Source organism: Enterobacter sp. SCRI0065, assembly GCF_059766475.1.
In genome coordinates this window covers 52,641-76,852 of record NZ_JCBAJB010000013.1, presented here as the reverse complement: position 1 = coordinate 76,852, position 24,212 = coordinate 52,641, and the positions used below count along the sequence as shown (strand labels likewise).

The 24,212-nt window shown below is 52.7% G+C and carries 22 protein-coding genes, 5 tRNA genes and 1 other RNA gene; 10 read left to right on the top strand and 18 right to left on the bottom strand.

From position 1 onward, the window contains the following. The 5 genes from AC6EMZ_RS21790 to AC6EMZ_RS21770 form a co-directional block, all read right to left on the bottom strand. Positions 1 to 208 (bottom strand): GTP-binding protein (locus AC6EMZ_RS21790; RefSeq protein ID WP_021242225.1); only part of this gene is annotated, 208 nt, incomplete at its 3' end. 118 nt (positions 209 to 326) lie between these two features. Further along, positions 327 to 402, bottom strand: a tRNA-Thr gene (locus AC6EMZ_RS21785). A 6-nt stretch (positions 403 to 408) separates the two neighbouring features. Beyond that, positions 409 to 483 (bottom strand) — tRNA-Gly (locus AC6EMZ_RS21780). Between the two features lie 115 nt (positions 484 to 598). Then, positions 599 to 683: transfer RNA gene (locus AC6EMZ_RS21775), tRNA-Tyr, on the bottom strand. 8 nt (positions 684 to 691) lie between these two features. Next, positions 692 to 767: transfer RNA gene (locus AC6EMZ_RS21770), tRNA-Thr, on the bottom strand. A 334-nt stretch (positions 768 to 1,101) separates the two neighbouring features. On the opposite strand from AC6EMZ_RS21770, the gene coaA reads away from it, so the two are divergent. Further along, positions 1,102 to 2,052, top strand: coding sequence for a type I pantothenate kinase (coaA, locus tag AC6EMZ_RS21765; RefSeq protein ID WP_498404923.1), 951 nt, complete (start codon positions 1,102 to 1,104; stop codon positions 2,050 to 2,052). A gap of 49 nt (positions 2,053 to 2,101) precedes the next feature. Here coaA and dppF read toward each other — a convergent pair whose 3' ends face one another. The 10 genes from dppF to AC6EMZ_RS21715 all read right to left on the bottom strand — a co-directional run bounded on the left by dppF (position 2,102) and on the right by AC6EMZ_RS21715 (position 12,859). Beyond that, complete coding sequence (gene dppF / locus AC6EMZ_RS21760; protein ID WP_498404922.1) at positions 2,102 to 3,115, bottom strand: dipeptide ABC transporter ATP-binding subunit DppF; 1,014 nt, start codon at positions 3,113 to 3,115, stop codon at positions 2,102 to 2,104. After that, the gene (gene dppD / locus AC6EMZ_RS21755) at positions 3,112 to 4,095 is read right to left on the bottom strand and encodes a dipeptide ABC transporter ATP-binding protein (RefSeq protein WP_498404921.1); all 984 of its coding nucleotides are present in this window, start codon (positions 4,093 to 4,095) and stop codon (positions 3,112 to 3,114) included. The genes dppF and dppD overlap by 4 nt, the downstream gene beginning before the upstream one ends. 10 nt (positions 4,096 to 4,105) lie before the next feature. Continuing rightward, the gene (dppC, locus tag AC6EMZ_RS21750; RefSeq protein ID WP_498404920.1) at positions 4,106 to 5,008 is read right to left on the bottom strand and encodes a dipeptide ABC transporter permease DppC; all 903 of its coding nucleotides are present in this window, start codon (positions 5,006 to 5,008) and stop codon (positions 4,106 to 4,108) included. 9 nt (positions 5,009 to 5,017) lie between these two features. Further along, positions 5,018 to 6,037 carry a dipeptide ABC transporter permease DppB gene (gene dppB, locus AC6EMZ_RS21745; RefSeq protein WP_498404919.1) on the bottom strand — a complete coding sequence of 340 codons (1,020 nt, stop codon included), beginning with the start codon at positions 6,035 to 6,037 and terminating at the stop codon, positions 5,018 to 5,020. 158 nt (positions 6,038 to 6,195) lie between these two features. Further along, a complete protein-coding gene (gene dppA / locus AC6EMZ_RS21740; protein WP_498404918.1) occupies positions 6,196 to 7,803 on the bottom strand; it encodes a dipeptide ABC transporter periplasmic-binding protein DppA in 1,608 nt (535 codons plus the stop codon). Between the two features lie 622 nt (positions 7,804 to 8,425). Beyond that, positions 8,426 to 8,558, bottom strand: a non-coding RNA gene (locus tag AC6EMZ_RS21735) — RtT sRNA. 33 nt (positions 8,559 to 8,591) lie between these two features. Next, positions 8,592 to 8,668 (bottom strand) — tRNA-Pro (locus tag AC6EMZ_RS21730). A 91-nt stretch (positions 8,669 to 8,759) separates the two neighbouring features. Continuing rightward, positions 8,760 to 10,451, bottom strand: coding sequence for a kdo(2)-lipid A phosphoethanolamine 7''-transferase (eptB, locus tag AC6EMZ_RS21725; RefSeq protein WP_498404917.1), 1,692 nt, complete (start codon positions 10,449 to 10,451; stop codon positions 8,760 to 8,762). A gap of 262 nt (positions 10,452 to 10,713) precedes the next feature. Next, positions 10,714 to 11,916: an L-lactate MFS transporter gene (locus AC6EMZ_RS21720; RefSeq protein WP_498404916.1), complete on the bottom strand. Its 1,203-nt coding sequence runs from the start codon at positions 11,914 to 11,916 to the stop codon at positions 10,714 to 10,716. Positions 11,917 to 12,154: 238 nt separating this feature from the next. After that, positions 12,155 to 12,859: an autotransporter domain-containing protein gene (locus AC6EMZ_RS21715; protein ID WP_498404915.1), complete on the bottom strand. Its 705-nt coding sequence runs from the start codon at positions 12,857 to 12,859 to the stop codon at positions 12,155 to 12,157. Positions 12,860 to 13,018: 159 nt separating this feature from the next. On the opposite strand from AC6EMZ_RS21715, the gene tag reads away from it, so the two are divergent. Beyond that, positions 13,019 to 13,600, top strand: a complete 582-nt coding sequence (gene tag, locus AC6EMZ_RS21710) for a DNA-3-methyladenine glycosylase I (protein ID WP_498404914.1) — start codon at positions 13,019 to 13,021, stop codon at positions 13,598 to 13,600. Then, positions 13,578 to 14,024 (top strand): N-acetyltransferase, encoded by a 447-nt coding sequence (locus AC6EMZ_RS21705; RefSeq protein ID WP_498404913.1) that lies wholly within the window; start codon positions 13,578 to 13,580, stop codon positions 14,022 to 14,024. The genes tag and AC6EMZ_RS21705 overlap by 23 nt, the downstream gene beginning before the upstream one ends. Here AC6EMZ_RS21705 and AC6EMZ_RS21700 read toward each other — a convergent pair. Beyond that, entirely contained in the window at positions 13,987 to 16,314 is a 2,328-nt protein-coding gene (locus AC6EMZ_RS21700) for a molybdopterin guanine dinucleotide-containing S/N-oxide reductase (RefSeq protein WP_498404912.1), read from the bottom strand. The two genes, AC6EMZ_RS21705 and AC6EMZ_RS21700, sit on opposite strands and share 38 nt — an antisense overlap. Positions 16,315 to 16,481: 167 nt before the next feature. Here AC6EMZ_RS21700 and AC6EMZ_RS21695 point away from each other — a divergent pair, with 167 nt between their 5' ends. From AC6EMZ_RS21695 to ghrB, 6 genes are all read left to right on the top strand, one after another. After that, the gene (locus AC6EMZ_RS21695; RefSeq protein ID WP_498404911.1) at positions 16,482 to 17,144 is read left to right on the top strand and encodes an OmpA family lipoprotein; all 663 of its coding nucleotides are present in this window, start codon (positions 16,482 to 16,484) and stop codon (positions 17,142 to 17,144) included. Between the two features lie 70 nt (positions 17,145 to 17,214). Beyond that, the gene (locus AC6EMZ_RS21690; protein WP_498404910.1) at positions 17,215 to 18,231 is read left to right on the top strand and encodes a LacI family DNA-binding transcriptional regulator; all 1,017 of its coding nucleotides are present in this window, start codon (positions 17,215 to 17,217) and stop codon (positions 18,229 to 18,231) included. A 103-nt stretch (positions 18,232 to 18,334) separates the two neighbouring features. Next, positions 18,335 to 19,096 (top strand): sugar phosphate isomerase/epimerase family protein, encoded by a 762-nt coding sequence (locus AC6EMZ_RS21685; RefSeq protein ID WP_498404909.1) that lies wholly within the window; start codon positions 18,335 to 18,337, stop codon positions 19,094 to 19,096. Further along, positions 19,089 to 20,027, top strand: coding sequence for a sugar kinase (locus AC6EMZ_RS21680; RefSeq protein WP_498404908.1), 939 nt, complete (start codon positions 19,089 to 19,091; stop codon positions 20,025 to 20,027). Before AC6EMZ_RS21685 ends, AC6EMZ_RS21680 begins: the two co-directional genes overlap by 8 nt. A gap of 66 nt (positions 20,028 to 20,093) precedes the next feature. After that, positions 20,094 to 21,374, top strand: a complete 1,281-nt coding sequence (locus AC6EMZ_RS21675; RefSeq protein WP_498404907.1) for an MFS transporter — start codon at positions 20,094 to 20,096, stop codon at positions 21,372 to 21,374. 26 nt (positions 21,375 to 21,400) lie between these two features. Next, a complete protein-coding gene (ghrB, locus tag AC6EMZ_RS21670) occupies positions 21,401 to 22,375 on the top strand; it encodes a glyoxylate/hydroxypyruvate reductase GhrB (RefSeq protein WP_498404906.1) in 975 nt (324 codons plus the stop codon). Between the two features lie 56 nt (positions 22,376 to 22,431). Here the strand turns inward: ghrB and cspE are convergent, their stop codons facing one another. Both cspE and AC6EMZ_RS21660 read right to left on the bottom strand, forming a co-directional pair. Further along, a complete protein-coding gene (gene cspE, locus AC6EMZ_RS21665) occupies positions 22,432 to 22,644 on the bottom strand; it encodes a transcription antiterminator/RNA stability regulator CspE (protein WP_006177792.1) in 213 nt (70 codons plus the stop codon). A 245-nt stretch (positions 22,645 to 22,889) separates the two neighbouring features. Then, positions 22,890 to 23,600, bottom strand: a complete 711-nt coding sequence (locus AC6EMZ_RS21660) for a DUF3053 domain-containing protein (protein WP_498404905.1) — start codon at positions 23,598 to 23,600, stop codon at positions 22,890 to 22,892. A 330-nt stretch (positions 23,601 to 23,930) separates the two neighbouring features. Between AC6EMZ_RS21660 and AC6EMZ_RS21655 the strand changes: the two genes are divergently transcribed. Next, a complete protein-coding gene (locus AC6EMZ_RS21655) occupies positions 23,931 to 24,212 on the top strand; it encodes an HTH-type transcriptional regulator (RefSeq protein WP_498404904.1) in 282 nt (93 codons plus the stop codon).

Genomic DNA, 24,212 nt, shown 5'->3' with positions numbered 1-24,212 from the left:
ACTCAACGTGAGAAGTGTTGATGGTGATACCACGAGCTTTTTCTTCTGGTGCGTTATCGATCTGATCGAATGCACGAGCAGAACCACCGTAGGTTTTAGCCAGAACGGTAGTGATTGCAGCAGTCAGCGTTGTTTTACCATGGTCAACGTGGCCGATAGTACCGACGTTAACGTGCGGTTTTGTACGTTCAAACTTTTCTTTAGACATCGATTGTCCCTCTAAGACACGGATAAATCGGTGATATCACCACATCAACCAGGCAATACGCCTGAACTGTTGAATATATTTAAATTGAAACAGAGAGAAACGGGAGGGAGAAGTGAAGTGGTGCTGATACCCAGAGTCGAACTGGGGACCTCACCCTTACCAAGGGTGCGCTCTACCAACTGAGCCATATCAGCACGTCTTGGAGCGGGCAGCGGGAATCGAACCCGCATCATCAGCTTGGAAGGCTGAGGTAATAGCCATTATACGATGCCCGCATCCTGAAACTCGGCTACCCAGTTCTTTCTGTAACAAAAAAGAGATTTCTCTCTTTTATTGTTTGAGCTGATTAATATTTTAGCCAGCTCAGGCGGCGTTAACGCTGCCAGAAAGTGGTGGTGGGGGAAGGATTCGAACCTTCGAAGTCTGTGACGGCAGATTTACAGTCTGCTCCCTTTGGCCGCTCGGGAACCCCACCGGACTTGATGGTGCCGACTACCGGAATCGAACTGGTGACCTACTGATTACAAGTCAGTTGCTCTACCTACTGAGCTAAGTCGGCATCAAGTAGCGCGCATTTTATGGAGACATGGCCAGTCATGCAACTAAAAAATTGCATAAAACGTTCATTCGCTCACATTTTGTGCGCAGAGAGTGATAAACGCTGTATTTTCACCCATTACAGACTAAATTTTCAGCATTCGGGTCGCATCGACCCCCTCAAAGCGTATCGTGATGGCCCCCGCGTAACGCATCACTTGCCTATATTTTTTCTTATTATTCGCGTCATCTGGTGTTAACCTCCTGCCCATTGTCCAAAATTAACTACTAAGTGATGAACCGCTGCCCGCCAGATAGCGTGACTGCGCAGGTAGAGCGTTCACTGAAGCATGCTTATGAGCAAAAAAGAGCAATCGTTAATGACACCCTATCTTCAGTTTAACCGTAGCCAATGGGCTGCCCTGCGTGATTCCGTCCCGATGACGTTAACGGAAGGCGAAATAGCACGGTTAAAAGGAATAAATGAAGACCTGTCGCTTGAGGAAGTGGCGGAGATTTATTTGCCCCTCTCCCGCTTGCTGAACTTCTATATAAGCTCCAACCTGCGACGTCAGGCCGTTCTGGAGCAGTTCCTCGGTACCAACGGTCAACGTATTCCTTATATCATCAGCATCGCAGGAAGCGTGGCAGTAGGTAAAAGCACGACGGCGCGCGTATTGCAGGCGCTTTTGAGCCGCTGGCCAGAACACCGCAGCGTTGAGTTGATTACCACCGATGGCTTCTTGCACCCGAACGAGGTGTTGAAAGAACGTGGCCTGATGAAGAAGAAAGGTTTCCCTCTTTCTTATGATATGCACCGTCTGGTCAAATTCGTCTCGGATCTGAAGTCAGGCGCACCTAACGTTACCGCACCGGTTTATTCCCATCTTATTTACGATCGTATCCCCGATGGCGACAAAACGGTCGCGCAGCCGGATATCCTGATACTGGAAGGGTTAAACGTATTGCAGAGCGGCATGGATTATCCGCATGACCCACACCATGTGTTTGTCTCCGATTTCGTCGACTTCTCTATATATGTCGATGCGCCGGAAGATCTCCTGCAAAACTGGTATATCAACCGCTTCCTTAAGTTCCGCGAAGGGGCATTCACCGATCCTGATTCTTACTTCCATAATTATGCCCAGCTTTCTGAAGCAGAAGCGGTCAATGTGGCAACCTCGTTATGGAATGAAATCAACTACGTGAACCTGAAAGAGAACATCCTGCCCACGCGTGAACGTGCCAGCCTGATCCTCACGAAAAGTGAAAATCACGCCGTCGACCAAATTCGTTTGCGGAAATAACGCAACGGCAGACAAAAAAACCGGCGATTATCGCCGGTTTTTTTACGCATTATGCGTGAGGCTTCTCGCCGTTTTCATCCTGATCGACCGCAAAGCAGGCCACCAGTTGACCACCGTAGTCTTTCAACTGCGGCTGCAACTGCGTGCAAGGCCCAAAGCGACGACGACAACGGGCGTTAAAGGCGCATCCCGGCGGCGGATTCAACGGGCTTGGTAACTCGCCCGTCAGCTTTATACGCTCACGACGTTCGTCCGGATTCAGGCGCGGCGTTGCCGAGAGCAATGCCTGTGTATAGGGGTGACGAGGATTATTAAAGATCTGGTCCTTCGTCCCCTTCTCTACACAGCGGCCCAAATACATCACCATCACTTCATCAGCAATGTGTTCCACCACTGACAGGTCGTGCGAGATAAAGACGTAGGACAGCCCCAAATCCTGCTGTAAATCCATCATCAGGTTCAGTACCTGCGCACGCACAGAAACGTCCAGTGCCGAAACCGGTTCATCAGCAATCACCACGTCTGGGTCAAGCATCAGACCACGGGCGATAGCGATACGCTGACGCTGGCCACCGGAGAACATGTGCGGATAGCGATCGTAATGCTCGGTTTTCAGACCGACTTTCGCCATCATCTCCAGGGCTTTCGCGCGACGTTCCTCTTTATTAAGGCTGCTATTGATCTGCAGCGGCTCTTCCAGAATCTGCCCCACTTTCTTTCGCGGGTTCAGTGAACCGTACGGGTTCTGGAACACAATCTGGATTTTCTGACGACGAAGCTTTTGTGCCTGCGGGTCATGCTTAAGCAGATCCTGGCCCTGATAATAGAGCTCGCCACCGGTTGGCGTTTCGATCATCGTCAGCAAACGGCCAAGCGTCGATTTGCCGCAGCCCGACTCCCCGACAACCGCCAGCGTTTTGCCGCGTTCAAGGGTAAACGATACGCCGTCCAACGCCTTCACCAGTCGCTCAGGCGCAAACAGCCCCTTCTTCACTGGATAATGTTTTTTCAGGTCGATGGCCTGCAACAGTAATTGTTGTTTGGCGGCCTCTTGCGTACTCATAGTGTAGGCCTCCCGGCATCATCGAGTGGGTAGTGACATTTAGACTGACGACCGTCGCTGAGGGTAAACAACTCAGGCTCTTCGGCACGGCATTTATCCGTCGCATACGGGCAGCGCGGATTCAGCAGGCAACCGGTTGGACGGTCATATTTACCCGGTACCACGCCCGGCAGTGACGCCAGACGCGCCTTATCCTGCGCAAACTCTGGCAGCGCACGAAGCAAAGCCTGAGTATACGGATGGCGCGGCGCGCGGAAGATATCGCGCGAGTTTCCGGTTTCCACCACCTGACCGGCATACATCACAATGATTTTATGCGCAGCTTCAGCGACCAGTGCTAAATCGTGCGTAATCAGAACCAGCGCCATGTTCTCTTTCTGCTGTAGCTCAAGCAGAAGTTCGATGATCTGCGCCTGGATAGTGACATCCAGTGCCGTCGTGGGTTCATCCGCGATCAGCAGTTTTGGCCGACAGGCGATCGCCATGGCGATCATCACGCGCTGGCTCATACCGCCAGACAGCTGGTGCGGATAAACATCCAGACGTGATTCGGGATCGGGAATACCCACCTGCGTCAGCAAATCGATCGCACGCTGGCGACGGGTTTTCTTATTGCCGCCCTGATGCACCTTTATCGCTTCCATAATCTGGAAACCGACGGTATAGCACGGATTCAGGCTGGTCATGGGGTCCTGGAAGATCATCGCCACCTCAGCGCCCACCAGCTGGCGGCGCTGTTTTTCTGAGATGCGCTTCAGATCTTGCCCGTTAAACTCAAGGCTCTCGGCCATTACACGGCCTGGATAATCAATCAGTCCCATAATCGCCAGCGAGCTGACCGATTTACCGGAACCAGACTCACCAACAATGCCAACCACTTCACCCTGATTCACGCTGTAGCTGATACGGTCTACGGCACGAAACTCGGAGCCCACGTCACCGAAGTGCACCGATAATTTATCTACATTTAATAACGCCATCTCGTGCCTCTTACTGCTTCAGTTTGGGATCAAGTGCATCACGCAGACCATCACCCATCAGGTTAAATGCCAGCACCGTTAGCAGAATCGCGACACCCGGGAAGGTGACGACCCACCAGGCGCTTTGCGCGAACTGCAACACATCGGCGAGCATGGTGCCCCACTCCGGTGTCGGCGGTTGCGCACCCATGCCAAGGAAGCCAAGAGCAGCCATATCGAGAATGGCGTTAGAGAAACCAAGCGACGCCTGAACGATCAGCGGCGCAAGGCAGTTCGGGAGAATATTGACGAACATCTGGCGCATGGCACCCGCACCCGCCACGCGAGAAGCGGTAACGTAATCACGGTTAACTTCGACCAGCACCGCCGCTCGGGTTAATCGCACGTAATGCGGCAGCGCCACAAACGTCAGCGCCAGCGCGGCATTCCCTATCGACGGCCCAAAGACCGCAACCAACACCAGCGCTAGCAGCAAGCTTGGCAGCGCCAGCATGATGTCCACAATACGCATAATGATGTTATCGACAAGACCGCCGAAATACCCTGCCACCAGCCCGAGAATAACGCCCAGAATGAGCGACAGCACCACCACTAAGCAGCCCACCAGCAGTGAAAGGCGCGCACCGTACATCAGACGCGACAGCACATCACGACCAACATCATCGGTTCCCAGAAGATGTGATAACGTCCCACCATCCTGCCAGGCTGGCGGAGAGAGCAGCACGTCGCGGAACTGATCCGCTGGGTTATACGGTGCCAGGAAATTGGCGAAAACCGCGATAATCAGCATGATGACGACGTAAACCAGACCGACGACTGCGCCTTTGTTACGTTTGAAGTAATGCCAGAATTCCTGCAACGGCGTCATTGGCACCGGAGCAGAAACAACTTTATTTTGAGTAACCTGTGACATGATGGCCCCTTACTTCTTATGACGAATACGCGGGTTCACCACGCCGTACAGCAGATCGACCAGCAGGTTGACGAGGATAATCATCGTCGCCACCAGCAGCACACCCCCCTGCACAACCGGATAGTCGCGGCGTTGCAGTGCATCAATCAGCCAGCGTCCCAGTCCCGGCCAGGAGAAGATGGTTTCGGTCAGGATCGCTCCCGCCAGCAACGTGCCCACCTGCAGACCAATAACGGTCACGACGGGAAGCATCGCATTACGCAGAGCATGGACGATGATGACGCGCATGCGGGTCAAACCTTTGGCTCGCGCAGTACGGATATAATCCTCACCCAGCACTTCCAGCATTGACGAGCGGGTCATTCGCACAATAACGGCCAGGGGAATCGTCCCCAGCACCATCGCCGGCAGAACCATGTGCGCGACGGCATCAATGAAGTTGCCCTCTTCACCCCAGATGGCGGTATCGATAAGCATGAATCCGGTCAACGGATTCGTATCGTCAAGGAACACCATGTCGCTCACACGCCCGGATACCGGCGTCAGGTTCCATTGCACCGAGACCAGCATAATCAGCATCATGCCCCACCAGAAGATAGGCATGGAGTAGCCAGTCAGCGCCAGGCCAACCGCCGTGTGATCGAAGATAGAGCCACGTTTGACGGCAGCCAATACGCCGACAGGAATACCTACGGCGGTGGCAAAAATCATGGCGCAGACGCCAAGTTCGAGTGTCGCTTTAAAACGCGGCACGAACTCGTCCCACACCGGAAGGCGGCTTTTCAGCGAAATCCCTAAATCACCATGCATGACGCCCCAGATATAATTGAGGTACTGCTGCCACAACGGTTTATTCAGGCCGAGTTCAGCCAACAGTTGTGCATGACGCTCAGGGGATATACCACGCTCACCTGCCATAATCATTACCGGGTCGCCGGGGATCATATGGACAAAGGCAAACGTGAGAAGGGTGATACCGATAAACGTGGGGATGACAAGTCCCAGACGTCGGAGGATGAACTGCAACATAACCCGGATTCTCTCTAGTGACGCACGACCAATGGCGTGACGTCTGTATTGCTCACAAATCTTATTCCCTCCTCATTCGAAGAGGGAATAAAGCACTGCTGCCGGGTGGCACTGCGCTTACCCGGCATGGGGTGCTACTGCACCCCTTTTACTTTTAGTTATTCAACAGACACGTTTTCGAAGTGGTGTTTGCCCAGTGGATCAACCACGTAGCCTTTCACTTCTTTACGCACTGGTTCGTACACGGTGGAGTGAGCCACGATCAGCGCAGGAGCCTGGTCATGCATCACAACCTGAGCCTGTTTGTACAGCTCGATACGCTTGTTGTGGTCGTCGGTCGCACGTGCCGGCTGAATCAAGTCTTCAAACGGCTTGTAGCACCAGCGAGAGTAGTTGGAGCCTTGTTTCGCTGCATCACAGCTGAACAGGGTCGCGAAGAAGTTGTCCGGATCCCCATTGTCCCCGGTCCAACCCATCATCACAGCCTGGTGCTCACCCGCTTTAGCACGCTTCAGGTACTCACCCCACTCGTAGGTCACGATCTTGGCCTGAACGCCGATTTTTGCCCAGTCAGCCTGAACCATCTCAGCCATACGGCGAGCGTTCGGGTTGTAAGGACGTTGTACTGGCATCGCCCACAGTTCAACGGTGAAGCCTTTCTCCTGACCGGCTTCTTTCAGCAGCGCTTTCGCTTTCTCAACGTCGTAGGTGTAATCCTTAACGTCGTCGTTATAGCCCCACATGGTCGGTGGAATCAGGTTTTTCGCGGCCACGCCAGCGCCCTGATAAACCGCTTTGATAATCGCTTCTTTGTTCACCGCGTAAGTCAGCGCCTGACGCACTTTCACGTCATCAAACGGTTTCTTCTCGGTGTTGAAGGACAGATAGCCCACGTTCAGGCCAGCCTGCTCCAGCAGGTTGATATTTTTGTCCTGCTTCATACGAGCGATATCAGCCGGGTTCGGGTACGGCATAACCTGGCACTCGTTTTTCTGCAGTTTTGCGTAACGCACGGATGCATCAGGCGTGATGGAGAAGACCAGACGGTCGATCTGCGGCTTGGTGCCCCAGTAACCTTCAAATGCTTTATACAGAATGCGAGAATCTTTCTGGTATTGCAGCAGCTGGAATGGACCTGTACCAATTGGGTTGAGATCCACTTTTTCCGGCGTGCCGGCTTTCAGCATGTTGTCTGCATATTCTTTAGAAAGAATAGAAGCGAAGTCCATTGCCAGGTCAGCCAGGAATGGTGCTTCCGGACGGGTCAGCACGAACTGAACGGTATTGTCGTCCACTTTTTTCACTTCGGTGATCAGGTCCGGCAGACCCATCCCTTCGAAGTATTCATAGCTGCCGCCAGACACTTTGTGGTACGGGTTCTGTGTGTTTTTCTGACGATCGAAGGAGAACACAACGTCGTCGGCGTTAAAGTCGCGCGTCGGTTTGAATTCTTTGCTGTCCTGCCACTTCACGCCCTTGCGCAGGTGGAAGGTATACGTTTTACCGTCTTCGCTGACTTCCCACTTCTCAGCCAGACCAGGAATGACTTCCGTGGTACCGATTTTGAATTCAACCAGACGGTTATAGATAGGCACAGAGCTTGCGTCGTACGTGGTTCCAGAGGTGAACAGCTGTGGGTTAAAGCCTTCCGGCGAACCTTCAGAACAATAAACCAGGGTTTTTGCCTGTACGCTTGCCGCGACGGTGAGAGCGACCAGGCTCAGACCAAGCTTCAGCATCCCTGACTTCTTCAAGGAAATACTCATTATTCTGCTCCAATGTGATGTTTTGCTTTGTTGTGTTACGCCGCCAGACCTTTATTTATTATTTACCCGGTCCGGTCGGTGATGCCCGAAGGCGCTATAAGGGATGGAGAATCCTTTCAGATGAGCGACAGAGTTGCAGCGCAGATCGTCCCTGAAATGCCCCTCGTGCCCTACAATCTGTCAACAGAATGTGAAAACGTCAATACAGGTAGCGGGGATTTACGTTGAGGGTGAGAAACGGCAAACAAAGATTAAAAAAAGTTTAGGCACCTATTTTCAGCAGGGAAATTTATGCTACTCGCCATCTTGCAGCACAAATCTCTTCATATTCCGCAACAATCAGTGATTAACATTTATTCAAATAGCGTAAATTTTCTTACATTATGGTGATTATCTGAGCACTTAATACCGCGAACGTTAAAACGCACAGCGGAAAATGCTGAGGTTATCTATAAGCAACGCGAAAAAATATCAATCTATATATAAAAAAATACAATGGATTATGTCACAAAATCGATAACAGGCAGGTTGAAACGGGGATAAGGGATATTTTGTCGTATCGGCGTGAGTAAGCCCATAATGCAAAAAGGGCCAACCTTACGGTTAACCCTTTTTTCGAATGTGGTCGGCGAGAGAGGATAACTCGCCACTTCGTGACTCGCCCTGCGGGCCGTCGCTAAAGCAACGTTCTCTCGCTTCGCTCGAGTCGAACCTCCTTCCCCGGAGATTCTCATCCTCACAAACTCTGGATGCAAAAAACCCTGCTCAAAAGAGCAGGGTTTCGAATGTGGTCGGCGAGAGAGGATTCGAACCTCCGACCCACTGGTCCCAAACCAGTTGCGCTACCAAGCTGCGCTACTCGCCGAATGCGGAGCGCATCTTACTGCTGAGGTGCGCGCCCGTCAATCCCTTATCAACAAAAAGCTATCTGTTTGGCGAGAAACTCGCCAGACCGATTATTTTGTGGCTTTTTCAGCGCTATCAGGGATATGACACCAGTTGTTATTTTCGTTGATTCCACCGTCAGGAGACGTGTATCCAAGACAGCCCATAATGGTGTCGTAGAGCTCAACATGACGACGCGGCACCTTCATATCCGCCTCTTTCTTCAGCTGCTGGAACATTTTGGCTTTTTCCGGCTGCTCAAGATACTTATCTGACATCCAGACCATCATCGGCACGCGGAACTGCTCTGGCGGCGCCATATTACGTGGCGTACCGTGCAGGTGCTCAAACTCATTAATCGACTCACCGTGGTCAGCCGCGTAGAAAACAATCGCTTTCTTATCGCGAACCTGGTCAATCACGCTATCGATAAAGTGATCCACATACATCACCGAGTTATCGAAGGAGTTAATTAGCTCCTCTTTGGTACAGTCTTTATCCACGCCAACGCATTCCGGCGTCCATTTGGCAAAGCTACGCGGATAACGCTGGGTGTAGTTAAAGTGCGAGCCCTTGGTGTGGAGGATGATCATATGCTTACCGTCAGGGTTGCCGTTAAGCGACTGCTTCATTTCGTCGATCAACAGCATGTCATCCACGCTCTTACCCCGGTTACGCGGCTCGGCACCGATTTGCTCACGGTAAGCAATGTTCTGCGCCATGGTGTTGCTGTAGAACCACATCTCGCTTTGCATCGCGTAAAGCGCGGACGTAAACCCAAGCTGATGCAGCACCGAGAAGACGTTCTGTTCTTTCAGGGTGCGCTGCGGATTATCATCTGCCCCGCCTTCACGTACAAACATGCAGCGTAACGACAGCTTAGTGGCGGTGTCGCATGAGTACCCACGGTAAGCGACCAGGTTTTTCTCCTGCGACAGCTTCGGCGTGGTGTCACGGTCATAGCCCAGAAGACCCATATGGTCCCAGCGCGTCGTTTCGCCGATGATAAAGACCACGTAGGTATCGTCGATATCTTTCGGTGCGTTGTAGGTAAACTCTTTCGCCGGGTTCTTCAGCGATTTGTTATCGGAAGACTCGTCAACCTGCGCCCAGGCATACAACCCCAGCGCGGAGATCCAGTTAGACGGAAGATAGGAGTTGGCGACGACACCGCCATAGCTCGGCATATCAACGCCCGAGGTGCGCTCGTCATGCTTCTGCTTAACGTCCAGCAGGCGAATTGGCCCCCAGACCATCAGCCCTGCCAGCAGGACTATCGCCACACTTCTGATACGTTGCCCGGGGGTACGCATCTGACGAAGCAAGGTATAGCGGCAACGGTTATTCCAGATGAGCAAGAGCGGCAGCGCACTCACGCCTACTAGCCACAGAACAAAGTGCAGCCCGACAACTTCTTTAGAGAGATCGATATCCGTCGTCATGACCGAGGCGATAATGCCATAGCCAATAACCACGTTCATAAATGTCATGTAATAGCTGGCACCCGCCGAGAACAACACCACTAATGATGCAAGAACGCGCCAGACGCGCCGTCCAAACAGGGAAAGCAGGCGTAATAAGAAGAAGGTGATCAGAACCGTGCCAGCCAGTTCTACAACCGCGGAGATTCCTTTCCAGAAGGTAAAATCTTGCGCATAACCGTCAAACCGACGGAAAAAAACTGCGCCATTCATAAACAGGCCGATGTACAACGCCAGCAAAAAGCTCAGCTTTTGTTGTGTCATCGATTTGATGTATTTCATGCATGCAACCCGGAAAAAAGGGAGAGTAACCCCGCTTCACTTTTTGTTTCAAAAGTGAACAGACTATATATTCGCTTTGGCAATCGTTATAAGAAATATCTAAAGCGTGGTAAGTAGACCACAGGGAAAGGAAAAAGTGGCAATGGAGAGTGTGATTGCAGCAGTTATTTACAAAAAAACGAACTAAAGCTAGACAGCCTTAAGATAGCCTTAGATTCAAGCGACAATAAGGCCGGATATCCGGCCTTATTGTTAGCAATATTTACGCGTGAGCCTCATTAAACACTTCGCGCTGCGGTTGCCGGATAGTGGTCGACAGCGCCAGAGAGAGGATAAGCAGGGCGAATATGACACAGAAAGTCACGTAGAATCCGCCGAACAACGATGCAATAAGCGAACCGCAAATACTGCCAATACCAAAGCCTAAATAAATGACGCCGTAATTTTTCGCCAGATTGTTCAGGCCAAAGAATTCGCTAATCAGTGAAGGGAAGACGGTAATCGTCCCACCGAAGTTAAAAGCAACGCAGGCAATGGCGGCGAAGAAGGTGACTTCATTCAGTGGAGCGAACAGCAAGGCTGCCATACCCACCAGGGAAACCACCTGCCCCATTGTAATCACGCGAATACGCGACATTTTGTCAGACAGGATGCCCAGCACCAGACGGCCAGACAGGTTGGCGATAGAAATCACCGTTACCGCATTGGCGGCTGTCATCGCGTCCAGTTTCACCATCCCCTGCGCGATATCTTTCGCCACGCCGATGACGTAAAGGCCGCTCATGCAGGCGGTCAGGAACATCACGGCCAGCATCCAGTACTGCGGTTTACGCATGGATTGCGCCAGCGTGAAGTCGTTTTCGACGACACCATTAACGGTTTTCACTTCCTGCTGTGGCGCGTCTTTCATCAGCGTCGCGCCGAACAGAATCATCACCAGCACAATCGCGCCCCAAATCATGAAGGTTTTCTCTAGCCCAACGGATGCCAGCAGATGCGAGTCGATAAATTTGAACCCAAGGCTGCCCAGACCATAAGAGCCAATGGAAAATGCGGAGATTAAGCCTTTACGTTCCGGGAACCATTTCACGCAGTTCGACAGCGTCAGCAAATAACCCGCACCATCCGCGAGCCCAACCAGGACACCAGCGCTCAACCACAACATCATCAGGCTATTTGAATGTGCCGTCAGGAAAAAGCCCACACCCAGCATAATCCCGGAGGCCATCGTCACACGCTTCACACCAAAGCGTTCCTGCAGTTTGCCCGCAACGGAAGAAGAAAGGGCTAAACCCAAACTCAGTAAACCGAAAGAAAAAGCCACCTGACTCACCGGCGCGCCGAGCTTGTCGGAAAGCGCACTGTTGAACAAGCTCCAGGTATAAACCGATCCCAGCGCAAACTGCGTCACGATGGTACCGAAGAGCGTCAACCAGCGAGTACGATTGTATGTTGATGTGTTCATGGCAGTTGTCCTGCAAGAGAAATTAAGGGAATTCGCTGAGGACAACGATAAACAAAACCCTATATCAGCAGGGGGAAAACGGCATGAAGTGCAGGAGGGACGGAATGAAATGCCTGGAATCCGGCATGAATGACCTTGCCGACCTGTGAGGTTAACGTTTGTTAGTGTCCGCTATCGCCACAAGGCCGGCTATCATTGTATGTATTATGTTAACGCAACGCTAAATACAGTCACAATTTTAGAACCTTGCGCTGACACCAAGCGTGTAAAGATAGTCTTCGCCCATCATTGTGCTATCCGCCTGGGATAACGATGCATACGCGGCCATATGAGGGTAAAGCATCACGTCCGCCCCAACCGTTACGTCCATCCAGTTATCGTACTGCATTGCGGCTGGCAATCGATTCATGCCGGACTGAGACTTCCACTGATTATCCCCAAACTGCTGGTTGTAGCTGATTTGGGCCCACGGTCGAAGATCGCCAACATGCGTATCGACGCGCCATCCGAGTGTACTGACGCTGGCATGCCAGAGCGGATCGGTAAGGGTGGACGAGTTCCCTTTATCACCAAATTCGTTATACAGGGTTGGCGATGAGCCATCGTAATGCCATGCAGCAACCGGCCCGGTCGTCACATTTCTGGTCACCGGAATGGCCAAACCAACGCTCATCGTACTGGTCGATTCTGCCGGATAATTTTCCGGTAACGTGAAAGCCACCCCTGACACGTTCTGCGAGGAAAGAATACGCTCAGCGAGAATATCCTCATAACGCGGTTGGTGATCGGCGTCCCATGTATAGCGTTCAGTCGTATTACTTTGCCCATCCGAAACGATATATTCCTGTTGCCAGGCGTATGCTGTGTTACAAAAAAACAGGCAAATTGATGCTCTCACCATGCAAGTAGCAGCATGGCGACCACTGATTTTTTTTATCATCATCAAAGCGACTCCAGAAAGAGCCGAATTCGGCGATACTTGTCATTGTTTAGAAAGAGGTAAGGGGGCATAACCCTTAATTAAATATTGTCTCTTTACGTCACACGTCAAGCCAGATCGGTTGAAATTTTTGCGGTTTCAAAACTACAAGGGAGATAACCTATGGAACGTTGCGGCTGGGTAAGCCAGGATCAGCTCTATATCGACTATCACGATAAAGAGTGGGGCGTGCCGGAAACCGACGGTAAGAAACTCTTTGAGATGATCTGTCTGGAAGGTCAACAGGCGGGTTTATCCTGGATCACCGTACTGAAAAAGCGAGAAAATTATCGTCGCGCCTTCCACCATTTCGATCCCGCAACCGTCGCCGCGATGACAGATGATGACGTCGAAAGGCTGGTACTGGATGCGGGGATTATTCGCCATCGCGGTAAAATCCAGGCAATTATCGGCAATGCTCGCGCTTACTTAGCCATGGAAGAAAACGGCGAGCCCTTCTCCGATTTCGTCTGGTCGTTTGTCGATAACACGCCTCAAATCACGCAGGCCGCGGCACTTGCCGACATCCCTACATCAACGCCTGCATCAGACGCGCTGGCAAAAGCACTGAAAAAACGCGGCTTCAAATTCGTAGGCACGACCATTTGCTACTCTTTCCTGCAGGCTTGCGGGCTGGTGAACGATCATGTCACTAGCTGTTTCTGCCATCCAGGAGGAATACATGATCCGCAAATGGCAAAATGACAACACCGCGCCACTGCTGAGCTTATGGCTTGAAAGCACCACCGAGGCGCATCCTTTTATTGAGGCGTCTTACTGGAAAGAGAGCGAAGCGCTGGTCCGGAATGCCTATTTGCCTTCAGCGCAGACGTGGGTCTGGGAAGAAACCGGCGAAGTGCGGGGCTTTATTAGCGTGATGCAGTCGCAATTTATCGGTGCCCTGTTCGTTGCGACTGCCCACATAGGTAAAGGTATTGGGCACGCGCTGATCGCCAGTGTGCAGCAGCGCTACCCCTACCTAAGCCTTGAGGTTTACCAAAAAAACAGTCGGGCGGTGAATTTCTACCATGCTCAGGGCTTTCGCATTGAAGATAGCGCCTGGCAAGAAGAAACGCAGCACCCGACCTGGATTATGAGTTGGCAGGCGGATCAAACGCCGTTAGCGTAAGCTCCGGCCCCTGATATTTCTCCACCCACGCCAGCGCCGTATTCCCCGCGCAACCATTCCCCAGCTTTGAGCTGGGGAGATCTTTGGTCAGCACGTTGACCGCCCCGTTTTTACAGATGCCACCCTCGTCGCGATCCAGGTCTGGCCAGGCTCCCTGATGAATACAGATAACCCCAGGCTTGATCCCTTCGCTCACGACCGCACCCGCCAGCACCTGCCCGCGCTGATTCCAGACGCGGACCACGTCGCCATCGGCAATACCACGCGCGTTAGCATCCTCAGGATGCAACGTTATCGGCTCGCGTCCCGCCACCGCATACCGTTCACGCAGTGACGAGTAATTCAACTGGCTGTGCAGACGGTGCGCTGGATGCGCAGAGAGCACCTGTAGCTGTTTGGGTTGTGCATTCCCGTGCCACTCGTCCGGTTCGAGCCACATGGGATGCGGCGGGCAATCGGCGTAGTTAAACCCGGCAATACGCTGGCTATAAATTTCAATTTTCCCGCTTTCCGTTTTTAACGGATAACGTTGCGGGTCGCGACGGAAATCCGCGAAGCGAACAAACTGCGCGTTTTGCTCGCTTTCCGGCATCTCAAAAATCTCGTTTGCGTCCCAGAACTCAGCGAACGGCGGCAGCGTCACGCCCTGAGATTCACCGCGCTGTCCGGCGATTTGATAGAAACTTTCGAGCCATTCGAGGTCAGATTTGCCTTCGCTAAAACGCTCGCGCCCCCCCTGCTCCCAGCGTTCGCTTAACGCCTCAAACACCGCTAAATCATCCCGAGCCTCGTCGCGAGGCGGCACCACGCGCTTCATCGGCACCATATGCTGATTACTGTAATCGCCGGTCATGGTGAGGTCGTTACGCTCAAACGAAGTCGTCGCGGGTAAAACGATATCCGCATGCTTAGCCGCTGCGGTCCAGAAGCATTCAGAAATCACCACCAGCTCTGGTTTTTGCCAGGCGCGGATCAGACGGTTGGTATCCTGATGATGGGTAAAGTTCGCGCCACCCGCCCACCAGACAAACCGAATATCCGGGAAGTGGCGGTCCATGCCGTTGTGCTGATAAAAACCGCCTGGGTTTTCCAGCGCCTCGACGATGCGTGCGACCGGGATTTTATCGACGGCATCAATACCGTCCTTGACCGACCCCTGCATGGAGGCCAGCACCGCGGCTTTACGCGTCGGGTTTCCACCGTTGGCAAAGTGATAGGAGAGACCAAAACCGCCGCCCGGCGTGCCGATTTGCCCGACCATGGCAGCAAGCGTTACCAGCATCCAGTGTTTCTGTTCGCCAAACTGCTGGCGCTGCATCCCCCAGCCGGACATCAACATCGTCGTGTTGTGATGGAATAACGCCGCCAGTTCACGGATCTTATCGGCATCCACGCCGCAAATACCCGACGCCCACTCAGCGGATTTCGCCACGCCGTCGGTCACACCCGTTAAGTAATCAGCAAATTTGTCGTAGCCTGTCGTGCAGCGTTCAAGAAAATCGTTATCCTGCCACCCATTTTCGACCAGCGTATGGGCAACGCCGAGCATCATCGCCACGTCGGTACCCATATGTGGAGCGATCCACTCCATAGTATTCCCGAAAAAATCAACCGTTTCGGAACGCATTGGGTCGATGCAGATCAGACGTTTGCCGCTTTTACGCAGCGCCTCAAAATAGGCAATGCCTTGTTCATCGCTGGCGTTCCACGCAATTTTGAGCGTGTTAAGCGGGTTGGCGCTCCAGAGCACCACCACTTCGGTATGTTCCAGCACCAGCGGCCAACTGGTCTGCTGCTGATACACTTCATTCCCACCCACCACGTACGGCATGATGGCCTGCGCCGCGCCGGTAGAGTAATCACCAAGATGGCCGGTATAGCCGCCCGCCAGGCTCATATAGCGTTGCAGCAGCGTCGCCGCCTTGTGCAGCACGCCGTTGGAACGCCAGCCGTAGGACCCGGCAAAAATCGACGACGGACCATAGCTGTCGCGGATGCGCTTGTGCTGAGTATGGATAAGCGCCAGGGCATCATCCCAGCTCACGCGGACGTATTCATCTTGCCCACGAATTCCCTGCGGATTCTCCGGCGAGGCTAAAAAGCCTTTACGTACCATCGGCCAGCGCACGCGGGTTTTACTGTGTACCTGATCGCGCACCGCTGTTTGTAATGAGTTGGGGTGTTCTGTGGGCAACGCTCCGCGAGAAGACAGGACATTCTCGCCGTCGGTCTCCACCAGCATGGGCCCCCAGTGGGCTGCGGTCAGGATAGTTTTTATTGAGGTGGTCAAAGCGTGCGCTCCTGGATTGCCTGTTGCAGGTTTCACGGCCTTCTTTGAGGCTGTTTATGGTTTGACACAAATTTCAGATTTATCTCCGGAATTTTCAGCGTCACTGCGCGTCATAATCAACCGCCACGCTCGTCGTGGCAAAGAATAAAAAGGATTAAGGAAATAAGATGAATAAACGCGTAGTAGTTATTGCCGCTCTGGTGAGTGGCGCACTGGCTGTTTCAGGCTGCACAACGAACCCTTACACCGGTGAGCGTGAAGCAGGAAAATCCGGTATTGGCGCGGGCCTCGGCTCGCTGGTCGGTGCCGGTGTCGGTGCACTTTCTTCCTCGAAGAAAGATCGCGGCAAAGGTGCTTTGATTGGCGCAGCAGCAGGTGCAGCACTCGGTGGCGGCGTCGGATATTACATGGATGTGCAGGAAGCAAAACTGCGTGACAAAATGCAGGGAACAGGCGTAAGTGTGACGCGAAGTGGCGACAATATCATCCTGAACATGCCAAGCAATGTGACCTTCGACAGCAGCAGTGCCACGCTAAAACCGGCGGGCGCGAATACCCTGACTGGCGTTGCGATGGTGCTGAAAGAGTATGGCAAAACGGCGGTGAACGTCATTGGCTATACCGATAGCACCGGCAGCCAGGATCTGAATATGCGTCTTTCCCAGCAGCGCGCGGATTCCGTCGCCAGCTCGCTGATTACCCAGGGCGTTGCCGCCACCCGCATCCGCACCAGCGGAATGGGTCCAGCCAATCCAATCGCCAGCAACAGTACGGCAGAAGGCAAAGCGCAGAACCGTCGCGTAGAAATCACGTTAAGCCCGATTCAATAACCGATATTAACGTCTTGCCATCGCTGATTTTCACGTTAAGGTGTTCTCACTAAACTGAGGGAAATCAGCGATGAGCAAATCAACACGGCCCACCATCAGCGACGTGGCGAAAGCCGCCAAAACCGGTAAAACCAGTATTTCTCGCTATCTTAACGGCGAGAAAAACCTGCTTTCCGATGCGCTGCTGGCCCGTATTGAACAGGCTATCGCCGACCTTAATTATCGTCCAAGCCTGATGGCTCGCGGTCTTAAGCGCGGCCGCACCCGTCTGATTGGCCTGATCATCGCCGATATTACCAACCCCTATTCCGTGAATGTGCTCAGCGGCATTGAAGCCGCGTGCCGCGAAAAAGGCTTCACCCCGCTGGTGTGTAATACCAATAACGAAGTGGACCAGGAGCTGCACTATCTCGATTTACTGCGCAGCTACCAGGTTGAAGGCATCGTCGTCAACGCTGTGGGGATGCGCGAAGAGGGGTTAAATCGGCTACAACAGTCCTCTCTGCCCATGGTCCTGATCGATCGTAAAATCCCGGAATTCGCCTGCGATGTCGTCGGACTGGATAACACCCAGGCGGCGACGACGGCGACAGAACACCTTATTGAACAAGGCTTTGAAGCCATCCTGTTTCTGAGTGAACCGCTAGGTACGGTCAACACACGTCGCGATCGTCTGAGCGCGTTTCACGCAACGCTCGCTCGTTATCCTGGCGTCATCGCCGAGAATGCCGAAATCACGCTGCATGAAGCTGAACAGATTGATAATACCCTTCGCCAATTTCACACCCGCCACCGGGGGATGCGCAAAGCGATCATTTCCGCCAACGGTGCGCTCACGCTACAGGTCGCCCGCTCGCTGAAGCGCATCGGCCTGCACTGGGGTAGTGATATCGGCCTGTTAGGTTTTGACGAGCTGGAGTGGGCCGAGCTGGCCGGCGTGGGCATTACCACCCTTAAACAGCCCACCTGGCAGATTGGCTACGCCGCCGTTGAGCAGGTCGTGCGCCGCATTGAAGGTCTCGATGAGACCGTGCGCGAGCAGGTTTTCTCTGGAGAATTGATCGTTCGCGGCTCCACCTCCCGTTAATTTTCCCTTCGTGATGTCGATCATAAATTCAACATCCTGACCTTTTCTTTGGAACCGGTTCCATCTAGCGTATTAAATATCAGCTATGAATGGGAGTCAGCCAATGGGCAGGAAAATTATAGTGGTTACCGCCGCGTATGGCGCGGATCAGGTACGTCAGGCGGGCGGACAGCGAGCCATGCTGCCCGTTATCGCATCCGGTGGCGCGGATGGCGTCGAGATACGCCGTGAGCTTTTCAGCGAGCAAGAGCTGGACACACTTCCTCAACTGGCCGAGTCGATTGAACAGCTAGGATTACAAGCCTGTTATTCAGTGCCCGCCGCTTTACTCATGCCCGATGGCACGCTCAACCCGGACCTGCCCCGCTACCTGGAAGAAGCCAGCGTGCTGAACGCGCTGTGGTTGAAAGTCTCTCTGGGTCATTTCCGCGATAAAAAACCGCTTGAAGCGCTGCGCACGTTACTCGATGAGAGCGATATTGCGCTAGTGGTCGAAAACGATCAGACCGATTGCGGTCAACTCGCCCCGATGCAGCGATTCAAAGCCGCCTGCCGGGTGATGGAACTCCCGATCACGCTGACCTTCGATACCGGAAACTGGCTATGGGTAGGCGAATCACCAGAAGAAGCCGCACGCCTTCTCGCCCCTGCCGTGAGCTATATCCACGTCAAAGCGGCGGTCCCACACAATCAGCATTATCGCGCCATTGCGCCGGATAACGCCGACGCACGCTGGATGGCACTTCTGGATCAGCTTCCCGCGGATGCGCCACGCGGAATTGAGTTCCCGCTGGAGGGACCCGATTTAGCCGCGGTCACTCGTCACTACGTTAACCTGCTGCGCGAGGAGTCACGCCATGCATAACGCTCTGGATGTCATCACCGTCGGAGAAGCCATGGCCATGTTCGTCGCCACTGACACTGGCGAGTTGAGCACCGTCGATCGCTTTATTAAACGCGTTGCAGGTGCTGAGTTGAACGTTGCGACAGGCCTGGCGCGTCTGGGTTTGAAAGTGGGCTGGGTCAGCCGTATCGGTGACGACAGCTTTGGTCAGTTTGTTTTGGATTCGCTGAAAAAAGAGGGCATTGATGCCTCGGGCGTCACCATCGACGGGCGCTATGCAACAGGGTTTCAGCTTAAATCTAAAGTCGAAAATGGAACCGATCCCATTGTGGAGTATTTCCGTAAAGGCTCCGCGGCGAGCCATCTCTCGACCAAAGATTTTCTCCCTGCCTATTTCCGTTCAGCGCGACATCTACATTTGAGCGGCGTGGCGGCAGCGCTGTCATCCAGCTCGTATGAACTGCTCGACCTTGCTGCAACCACGATGAAAGCCCAGGGCAAGACTGTCTCCTTTGATCCAAACCTGCGTCCGGTGCTGTGGAAAAGCGAGGCAGAGATGATCGAAAAGCTCAACCACCTTGCCTTCCAGGCCGACTGGGTTTTGCCTGGCGTGAAAGAAGGCATGATGTTGACCGGTGAGAAATCCCCGGAAAGCATCGCTGATTTCTACCTCAATAAGGGCGTGAAAGCGGTAGTGCTGAAAACCGGTGCCGATGGTGCCTGGTTCAAAACGTCCGAGGGTGAAAAAGGTGCCGTTGCCGCGGTGAAGGTCGAGAACGTCGTCGACACCGTTGGTGCAGGCGATGGATTCGCCGTTGGCGTCATTAGCGCATTACTGGAAGGCAAAACGCTCCATCAGGCTATCGCGCGTGGCAACAAGATTGGCTCGCTAGCCATTCAGGTGCAGGGCGACAGCGAAGGATTGCCGACACGCAACCAATTATCCGAGTAGTTAATACCTACCACCGTGTACCCTACAAACCACGGCGGTACAAACCTCAACCACAGAGGCAAGCCCATGAATAAGTCGACCAATGCAGCAAAACGCTGGTGGTACATCATGCCTATCGTGTTTATCACGTATAGCCTGGCGTATCTTGACCGTGCAAACTTCAGTTTCGCTTCCGCCGCGGGGATCACCGAAGATCTGGGGATCACCAAAGGCGTCTCATCGCTTTTAGGCGCCCTGTTCTTCCTCGGCTATTTCTTCTTTCAGATACCTGGGGCGATTTACGCTGAACGCCGCAGCGTACGTAAATTGATTTTTGTCTGTTTGATTCTGTGGGGGGCTTGCGCGTCACTCACCGGCATGGTCAACAACATCCCGGCGCTGGCCGCCATTCGCTTTATTCTGGGCGTAGTGGAAGCGGCAGTAATGCCCGCAATGCTTATCTACATCAGCAACTGGTTTACCAAATCGGAACGTTCGCGCGCCAATACCTTCCTGATCCTCGGCAACCCGGTCACGGTACTGTGGATGTCCGTGGTCTCTGGCTATCTCATCCAGTCCTTTGGCTGGCGTCATATGTTTATCATTGAGGGCGTGCCGGCCATTATCTGGGCCTTCTGCTGGTGGGTGCTGGTAAAAGATAAACCGTCGCAGGTCAACTGGATGTCGGAGGATGAAAAGGCCGCATTACAGGCGGAGCTGGAGAAAGAACAGCAAGGATTGAAACCGATGCGTAACTACGCAGAAGCTTTCCGCTCCCGCAACGTTATCCTGTTGTGCATGCAGTATTTCACCTGGAGCATTGGCGTTTACGGCTTTGTATTGTGGCTGCCGTCGATTATTCGCAGCGGCGGAGAAAACTTAGGCATGGTCGAAGTCGGCTGGCTGTCATCCGTTCCTTATCTTGCCGCTACTATCGCGATGATCGTTGCCTCCTGGGCATCGGACAAGCTGCAAAACCGCAAGCTCTTCGTCTGGCCACTGCTGCTGATTGCCGCGTTCGCCTTCATCGGCTCCTGGGCGGTTGGTGCCAACCACTTCTGGGTTTCTTATACGTTGCTGGTGATTGCGGGTGCCGCGATGTACGCCCCGTATGGTCCATTCTTTGCCATCATCCCGGAGATGCTGCCGCGTAACGTGGCGGGTGGAGCGATGGCGCTGATCAACAGTATGGGCGCACTGGGTTCGTTCTTCGGCTCATGGTTTGTCGGTTATCTGAACGGTTCAACCGGTAGCCCGTCTGCCTCATACATATTTATGGGGGTGGCACTTTTGGCCTCAGTGTGGCTTACTTTGATTGTTAAGCCTGCTAATAATCAGCACATTCCTGCTGGCGCACATCACGCCTGAACCCTTTAAAATCAACGGAGATTAGCATGAAGCCGTCCGTCATTTTGTATAAAGCACTGCCCGAGGATCTACAAAAACGCCTGGAAGAGCATTTCACCGTTATCCAGGTGAAGAATCTCAACCCGGACACCGTCGCACAGCATGCCGACGCATTTGCCCGCGCCGAAGGTCTGTTGGGATCAAGCGAAAAAGTGGATACCGCTTTGCTGGAAAAAATGCCAAAGCTGCGTGCTACCTCCACGATTTCCGTCGGTTACGACAATTTTGACGTCGATGCCCTGAATGCCCGTAACGTTCTGCTAATGCATACCCCATACGCGCTAACCGAAACGGTAGCAGATACGCTGATGGCGCTGGTACTGACCACTGCTCGTCGCGTGGTGGAAGTAGCCGAACGCGTGAAAGCAGGCGAATGGACAAAAAGTATTGGTCCGGACTGGTTTGGTGTGGATGTACATAGCAAAACGTTAGGGATTGTCGGGATGGGCCGTATCGGCCTGGCGCTGGCACAGCGGGCACATTTTGGTTTTAACATGCCCATTCTGTACAACGCCCGCCGTCACCATAGCGAAGCGGAAGAACGCTTTAACGCGCGCTATTGCGATTTGGACACGCTATTAAGGGAAGCGGACTATGTCTGCCTGATCCTACCCCTGACGGAGGAGACACATCATCTGATGGGCAAAGCTGAATTCGATAAAATGAAGAAAACGGCTATTTTCATCAATGCAGGTCGCGGCCCGGTGGTCGATGAGAAAGCCTTAATTGAAGCGCTGCAAAACGGTGAGATACACGCCGCAGGACTGGATGTGTTTGAGCAAGAGCCGGTACCGGTTGATTCGCCGCTGCTGACGTTACCAAACGTGGTGGCCTTGCCGCACATTGGCTCCGCTACCCATGAAACGCGCTACAACATGGCGGCTACCGCTGTTGATAACCTGATTAACGCGCTGAACGGCAACGTTGAGAAAAACTGTGTTAATCCGCAGGTAAAAGCCTAAACGAAAAAACCCGCCAGAAGGCGGGTTTTAGAATTTTTTGCTGCTGAGTTGGAAGCTTACAGGCTTACAACGTTACCAGCTGCTGGGCCTTTAGCGCCGCTTTCGATGGTGAAGGAAACTTTCTGGCCTTCGTCCAAAGATTTGTAGCCTTCGTTCTGGATAGCAGAGAAGTGTACGAATACATCTTTAGAGCCATCGTCAGGAGTGATGAAGCCGAAACCTTTATCAGCGTTGAACCATTTTACCAGACCAGTCATTTTACCAGACATAGAAATTACCTTTTTAAAAATTTGTTTTGCCTTCCGGCGCGATGATGGAATGTGTTACAGATTTTTAAGCGCTAGAGGAAGGGTCACTACGAAGGGTATCTAAGATAACGCATCTGGACTACTTAACTAAACTGCTTTAGGTCTGTGAACAAACCGACGAACATAGTTATACTTGGGTGGTACTCGAATGACAAGCATTATTTTTGTAATTAATAAAAAAAACCCCGCTCGAGGCGGGGGCTTTCTTATTCTGTTGCCGTCACTGCGGCAGTCCAGGCCTGACTAAAGGCCTGATGCTGCGAGGCTAGCGGCCCAATCAGCGTGTTGTACTGGCTGGCTTGCTGAGACGTTGGGAACTGAATGCCGTTAGAGACAAAGCTCACCTGCGTCTCCTGCTGGGAGATAAAATCACCCACCTGGACCAGTTGCTGAGTAAAGATCTGCGCTGCCGGGATCAGCGGCTGCATAGCGTCAGCCGGTTTAGTGATCACTTTTTCATAAACCTGATCAAACACCGGTTTCAGATCGTCGGCTTGTTTCAGCGCGGAACGTGCGGCATCAGCCTGCATTTTCGCGTTCTGCAACTGCTGGCTCAAAACACCAAGCGCACCGTTAGACTGGCGCAACGGTTCGCGCTGAGTCATGTAATCTTGCGGTACCCGAATGGCGTTAACGCTATCCACGACCGGACGTAGGCCGGAATCCATCGCCTGATTCACCTGCTGCGAATAGCCATAAAGGATGGCATAATCAGAAACGAAGGGACCGAATTGCTTTTTCTGATCCGCAGTCAATGTCGGCAAATGCTCACCGCTGCGCATCACGTTATTCTGCAGAAAATCGATAAACGCCTTACGTTGATCGCCTTCCTTATCGAAACACCCACTCAGGCTAACAACCATCAATAACGCCGCAATAGGCGCAAACCAGCGAGAGCAGGACTTTCCTGTCGCCATTTTATAACTCCTTAACCCAAAAAAGCGCACACCAGTACACGCGTGCCCGACGCTCACAAGGATAGTCCAGGTCAGGCATGCAAGATACTCTTTTCATGCAAAACGGCTATTGCCGATTTTTTTCTTACGATTTACAAAAAAATACCGAACGACGCCCGCTTATGATTAATCAGGTAATTAGCATAACTATCCATATAGCTGAAACGCGTAAGGCGATCCTTACCGCACGATTAATCACACCCGTGACGATCCAATACCCCGCTTAAAGACTATCCTTAAGGGGCTCTAAGATGTTCATGATCCCGTTGTGTGATTTATGAGGAGTTCTAAATGGAATCTAAAGATCCAATGTTTGAGCTGTTAACCAGCCTGGAACAAATTGTTTTTAAAGACTTATCGCAGACGGTTACAGTGTCCAAAAAATCTAATCCCTTTACAGAATTTGAGCAATTACGCAAGGGGACAGGATTAAAACCTATTGATTTCGCAAGAGAAATGGGCGTTAGCGTGTCACAGGTTCAGGAATGGGAGTCAAAACGTGTTAAACCCTCCATGACTGAGCTAAACCTGATGCGCCTTATTCAGGCAGCGCCCGTGCTTAGCACGCAGTAA

Coding starts and splice junctions, on each gene's coding strand:
- AC6EMZ_RS21685 (WP_498404909.1), top strand. CDS start 18,335: ATGGGCAGGAAAATTATAGTGGTTACCGCCGCGTATGGCGCGGATCAG.
- cspE (WP_006177792.1), bottom strand. CDS start 22,644: ATGTCTGGTAAAATGACTGGTCTGGTAAAATGGTTCAACGCTGATAAA.
- AC6EMZ_RS21655 (WP_498404904.1), top strand. CDS start 23,931: ATGGAATCTAAAGATCCAATGTTTGAGCTGTTAACCAGCCTGGAACAA.
- AC6EMZ_RS21715 (WP_498404915.1), bottom strand. CDS start 12,859: ATGATGATAAAAAAAATCAGTGGTCGCCATGCTGCTACTTGCATGGTG.
- dppD (WP_498404921.1), bottom strand. CDS start 4,095: ATGGCGTTATTAAATGTAGATAAATTATCGGTGCACTTCGGTGACGTG.
- AC6EMZ_RS21695 (WP_498404911.1), top strand. CDS start 16,482: ATGAATAAACGCGTAGTAGTTATTGCCGCTCTGGTGAGTGGCGCACTG.
- tag (WP_498404914.1), top strand. CDS start 13,019: ATGGAACGTTGCGGCTGGGTAAGCCAGGATCAGCTCTATATCGACTAT.
- coaA (WP_498404923.1), top strand. CDS start 1,102: ATGAGCAAAAAAGAGCAATCGTTAATGACACCCTATCTTCAGTTTAAC.
- AC6EMZ_RS21675 (WP_498404907.1), top strand. CDS start 20,094: ATGAATAAGTCGACCAATGCAGCAAAACGCTGGTGGTACATCATGCCT.
- ghrB (WP_498404906.1), top strand. CDS start 21,401: ATGAAGCCGTCCGTCATTTTGTATAAAGCACTGCCCGAGGATCTACAA.
- dppA (WP_498404918.1), bottom strand. CDS start 7,803: ATGAGTATTTCCTTGAAGAAGTCAGGGATGCTGAAGCTTGGTCTGAGC.
- AC6EMZ_RS21720 (WP_498404916.1), bottom strand. CDS start 11,916: ATGAACACATCAACATACAATCGTACTCGCTGGTTGACGCTCTTCGGT.
- dppF (WP_498404922.1), bottom strand. CDS start 3,115: ATGAGTACGCAAGAGGCCGCCAAACAACAATTACTGTTGCAGGCCATC.
- AC6EMZ_RS21705 (WP_498404913.1), top strand. CDS start 13,578: ATGATCCGCAAATGGCAAAATGACAACACCGCGCCACTGCTGAGCTTA.
- dppC (WP_498404920.1), bottom strand. CDS start 5,008: ATGTCACAGGTTACTCAAAATAAAGTTGTTTCTGCTCCGGTGCCAATG.
- eptB (WP_498404917.1), bottom strand. CDS start 10,451: ATGAAATACATCAAATCGATGACACAACAAAAGCTGAGCTTTTTGCTG.
- AC6EMZ_RS21660 (WP_498404905.1), bottom strand. CDS start 23,600: ATGGCGACAGGAAAGTCCTGCTCTCGCTGGTTTGCGCCTATTGCGGCG.
- AC6EMZ_RS21680 (WP_498404908.1), top strand. CDS start 19,089: ATGCATAACGCTCTGGATGTCATCACCGTCGGAGAAGCCATGGCCATG.
- dppB (WP_498404919.1), bottom strand. CDS start 6,037: ATGTTGCAGTTCATCCTCCGACGTCTGGGACTTGTCATCCCCACGTTT.
- AC6EMZ_RS21690 (WP_498404910.1), top strand. CDS start 17,215: ATGAGCAAATCAACACGGCCCACCATCAGCGACGTGGCGAAAGCCGCC.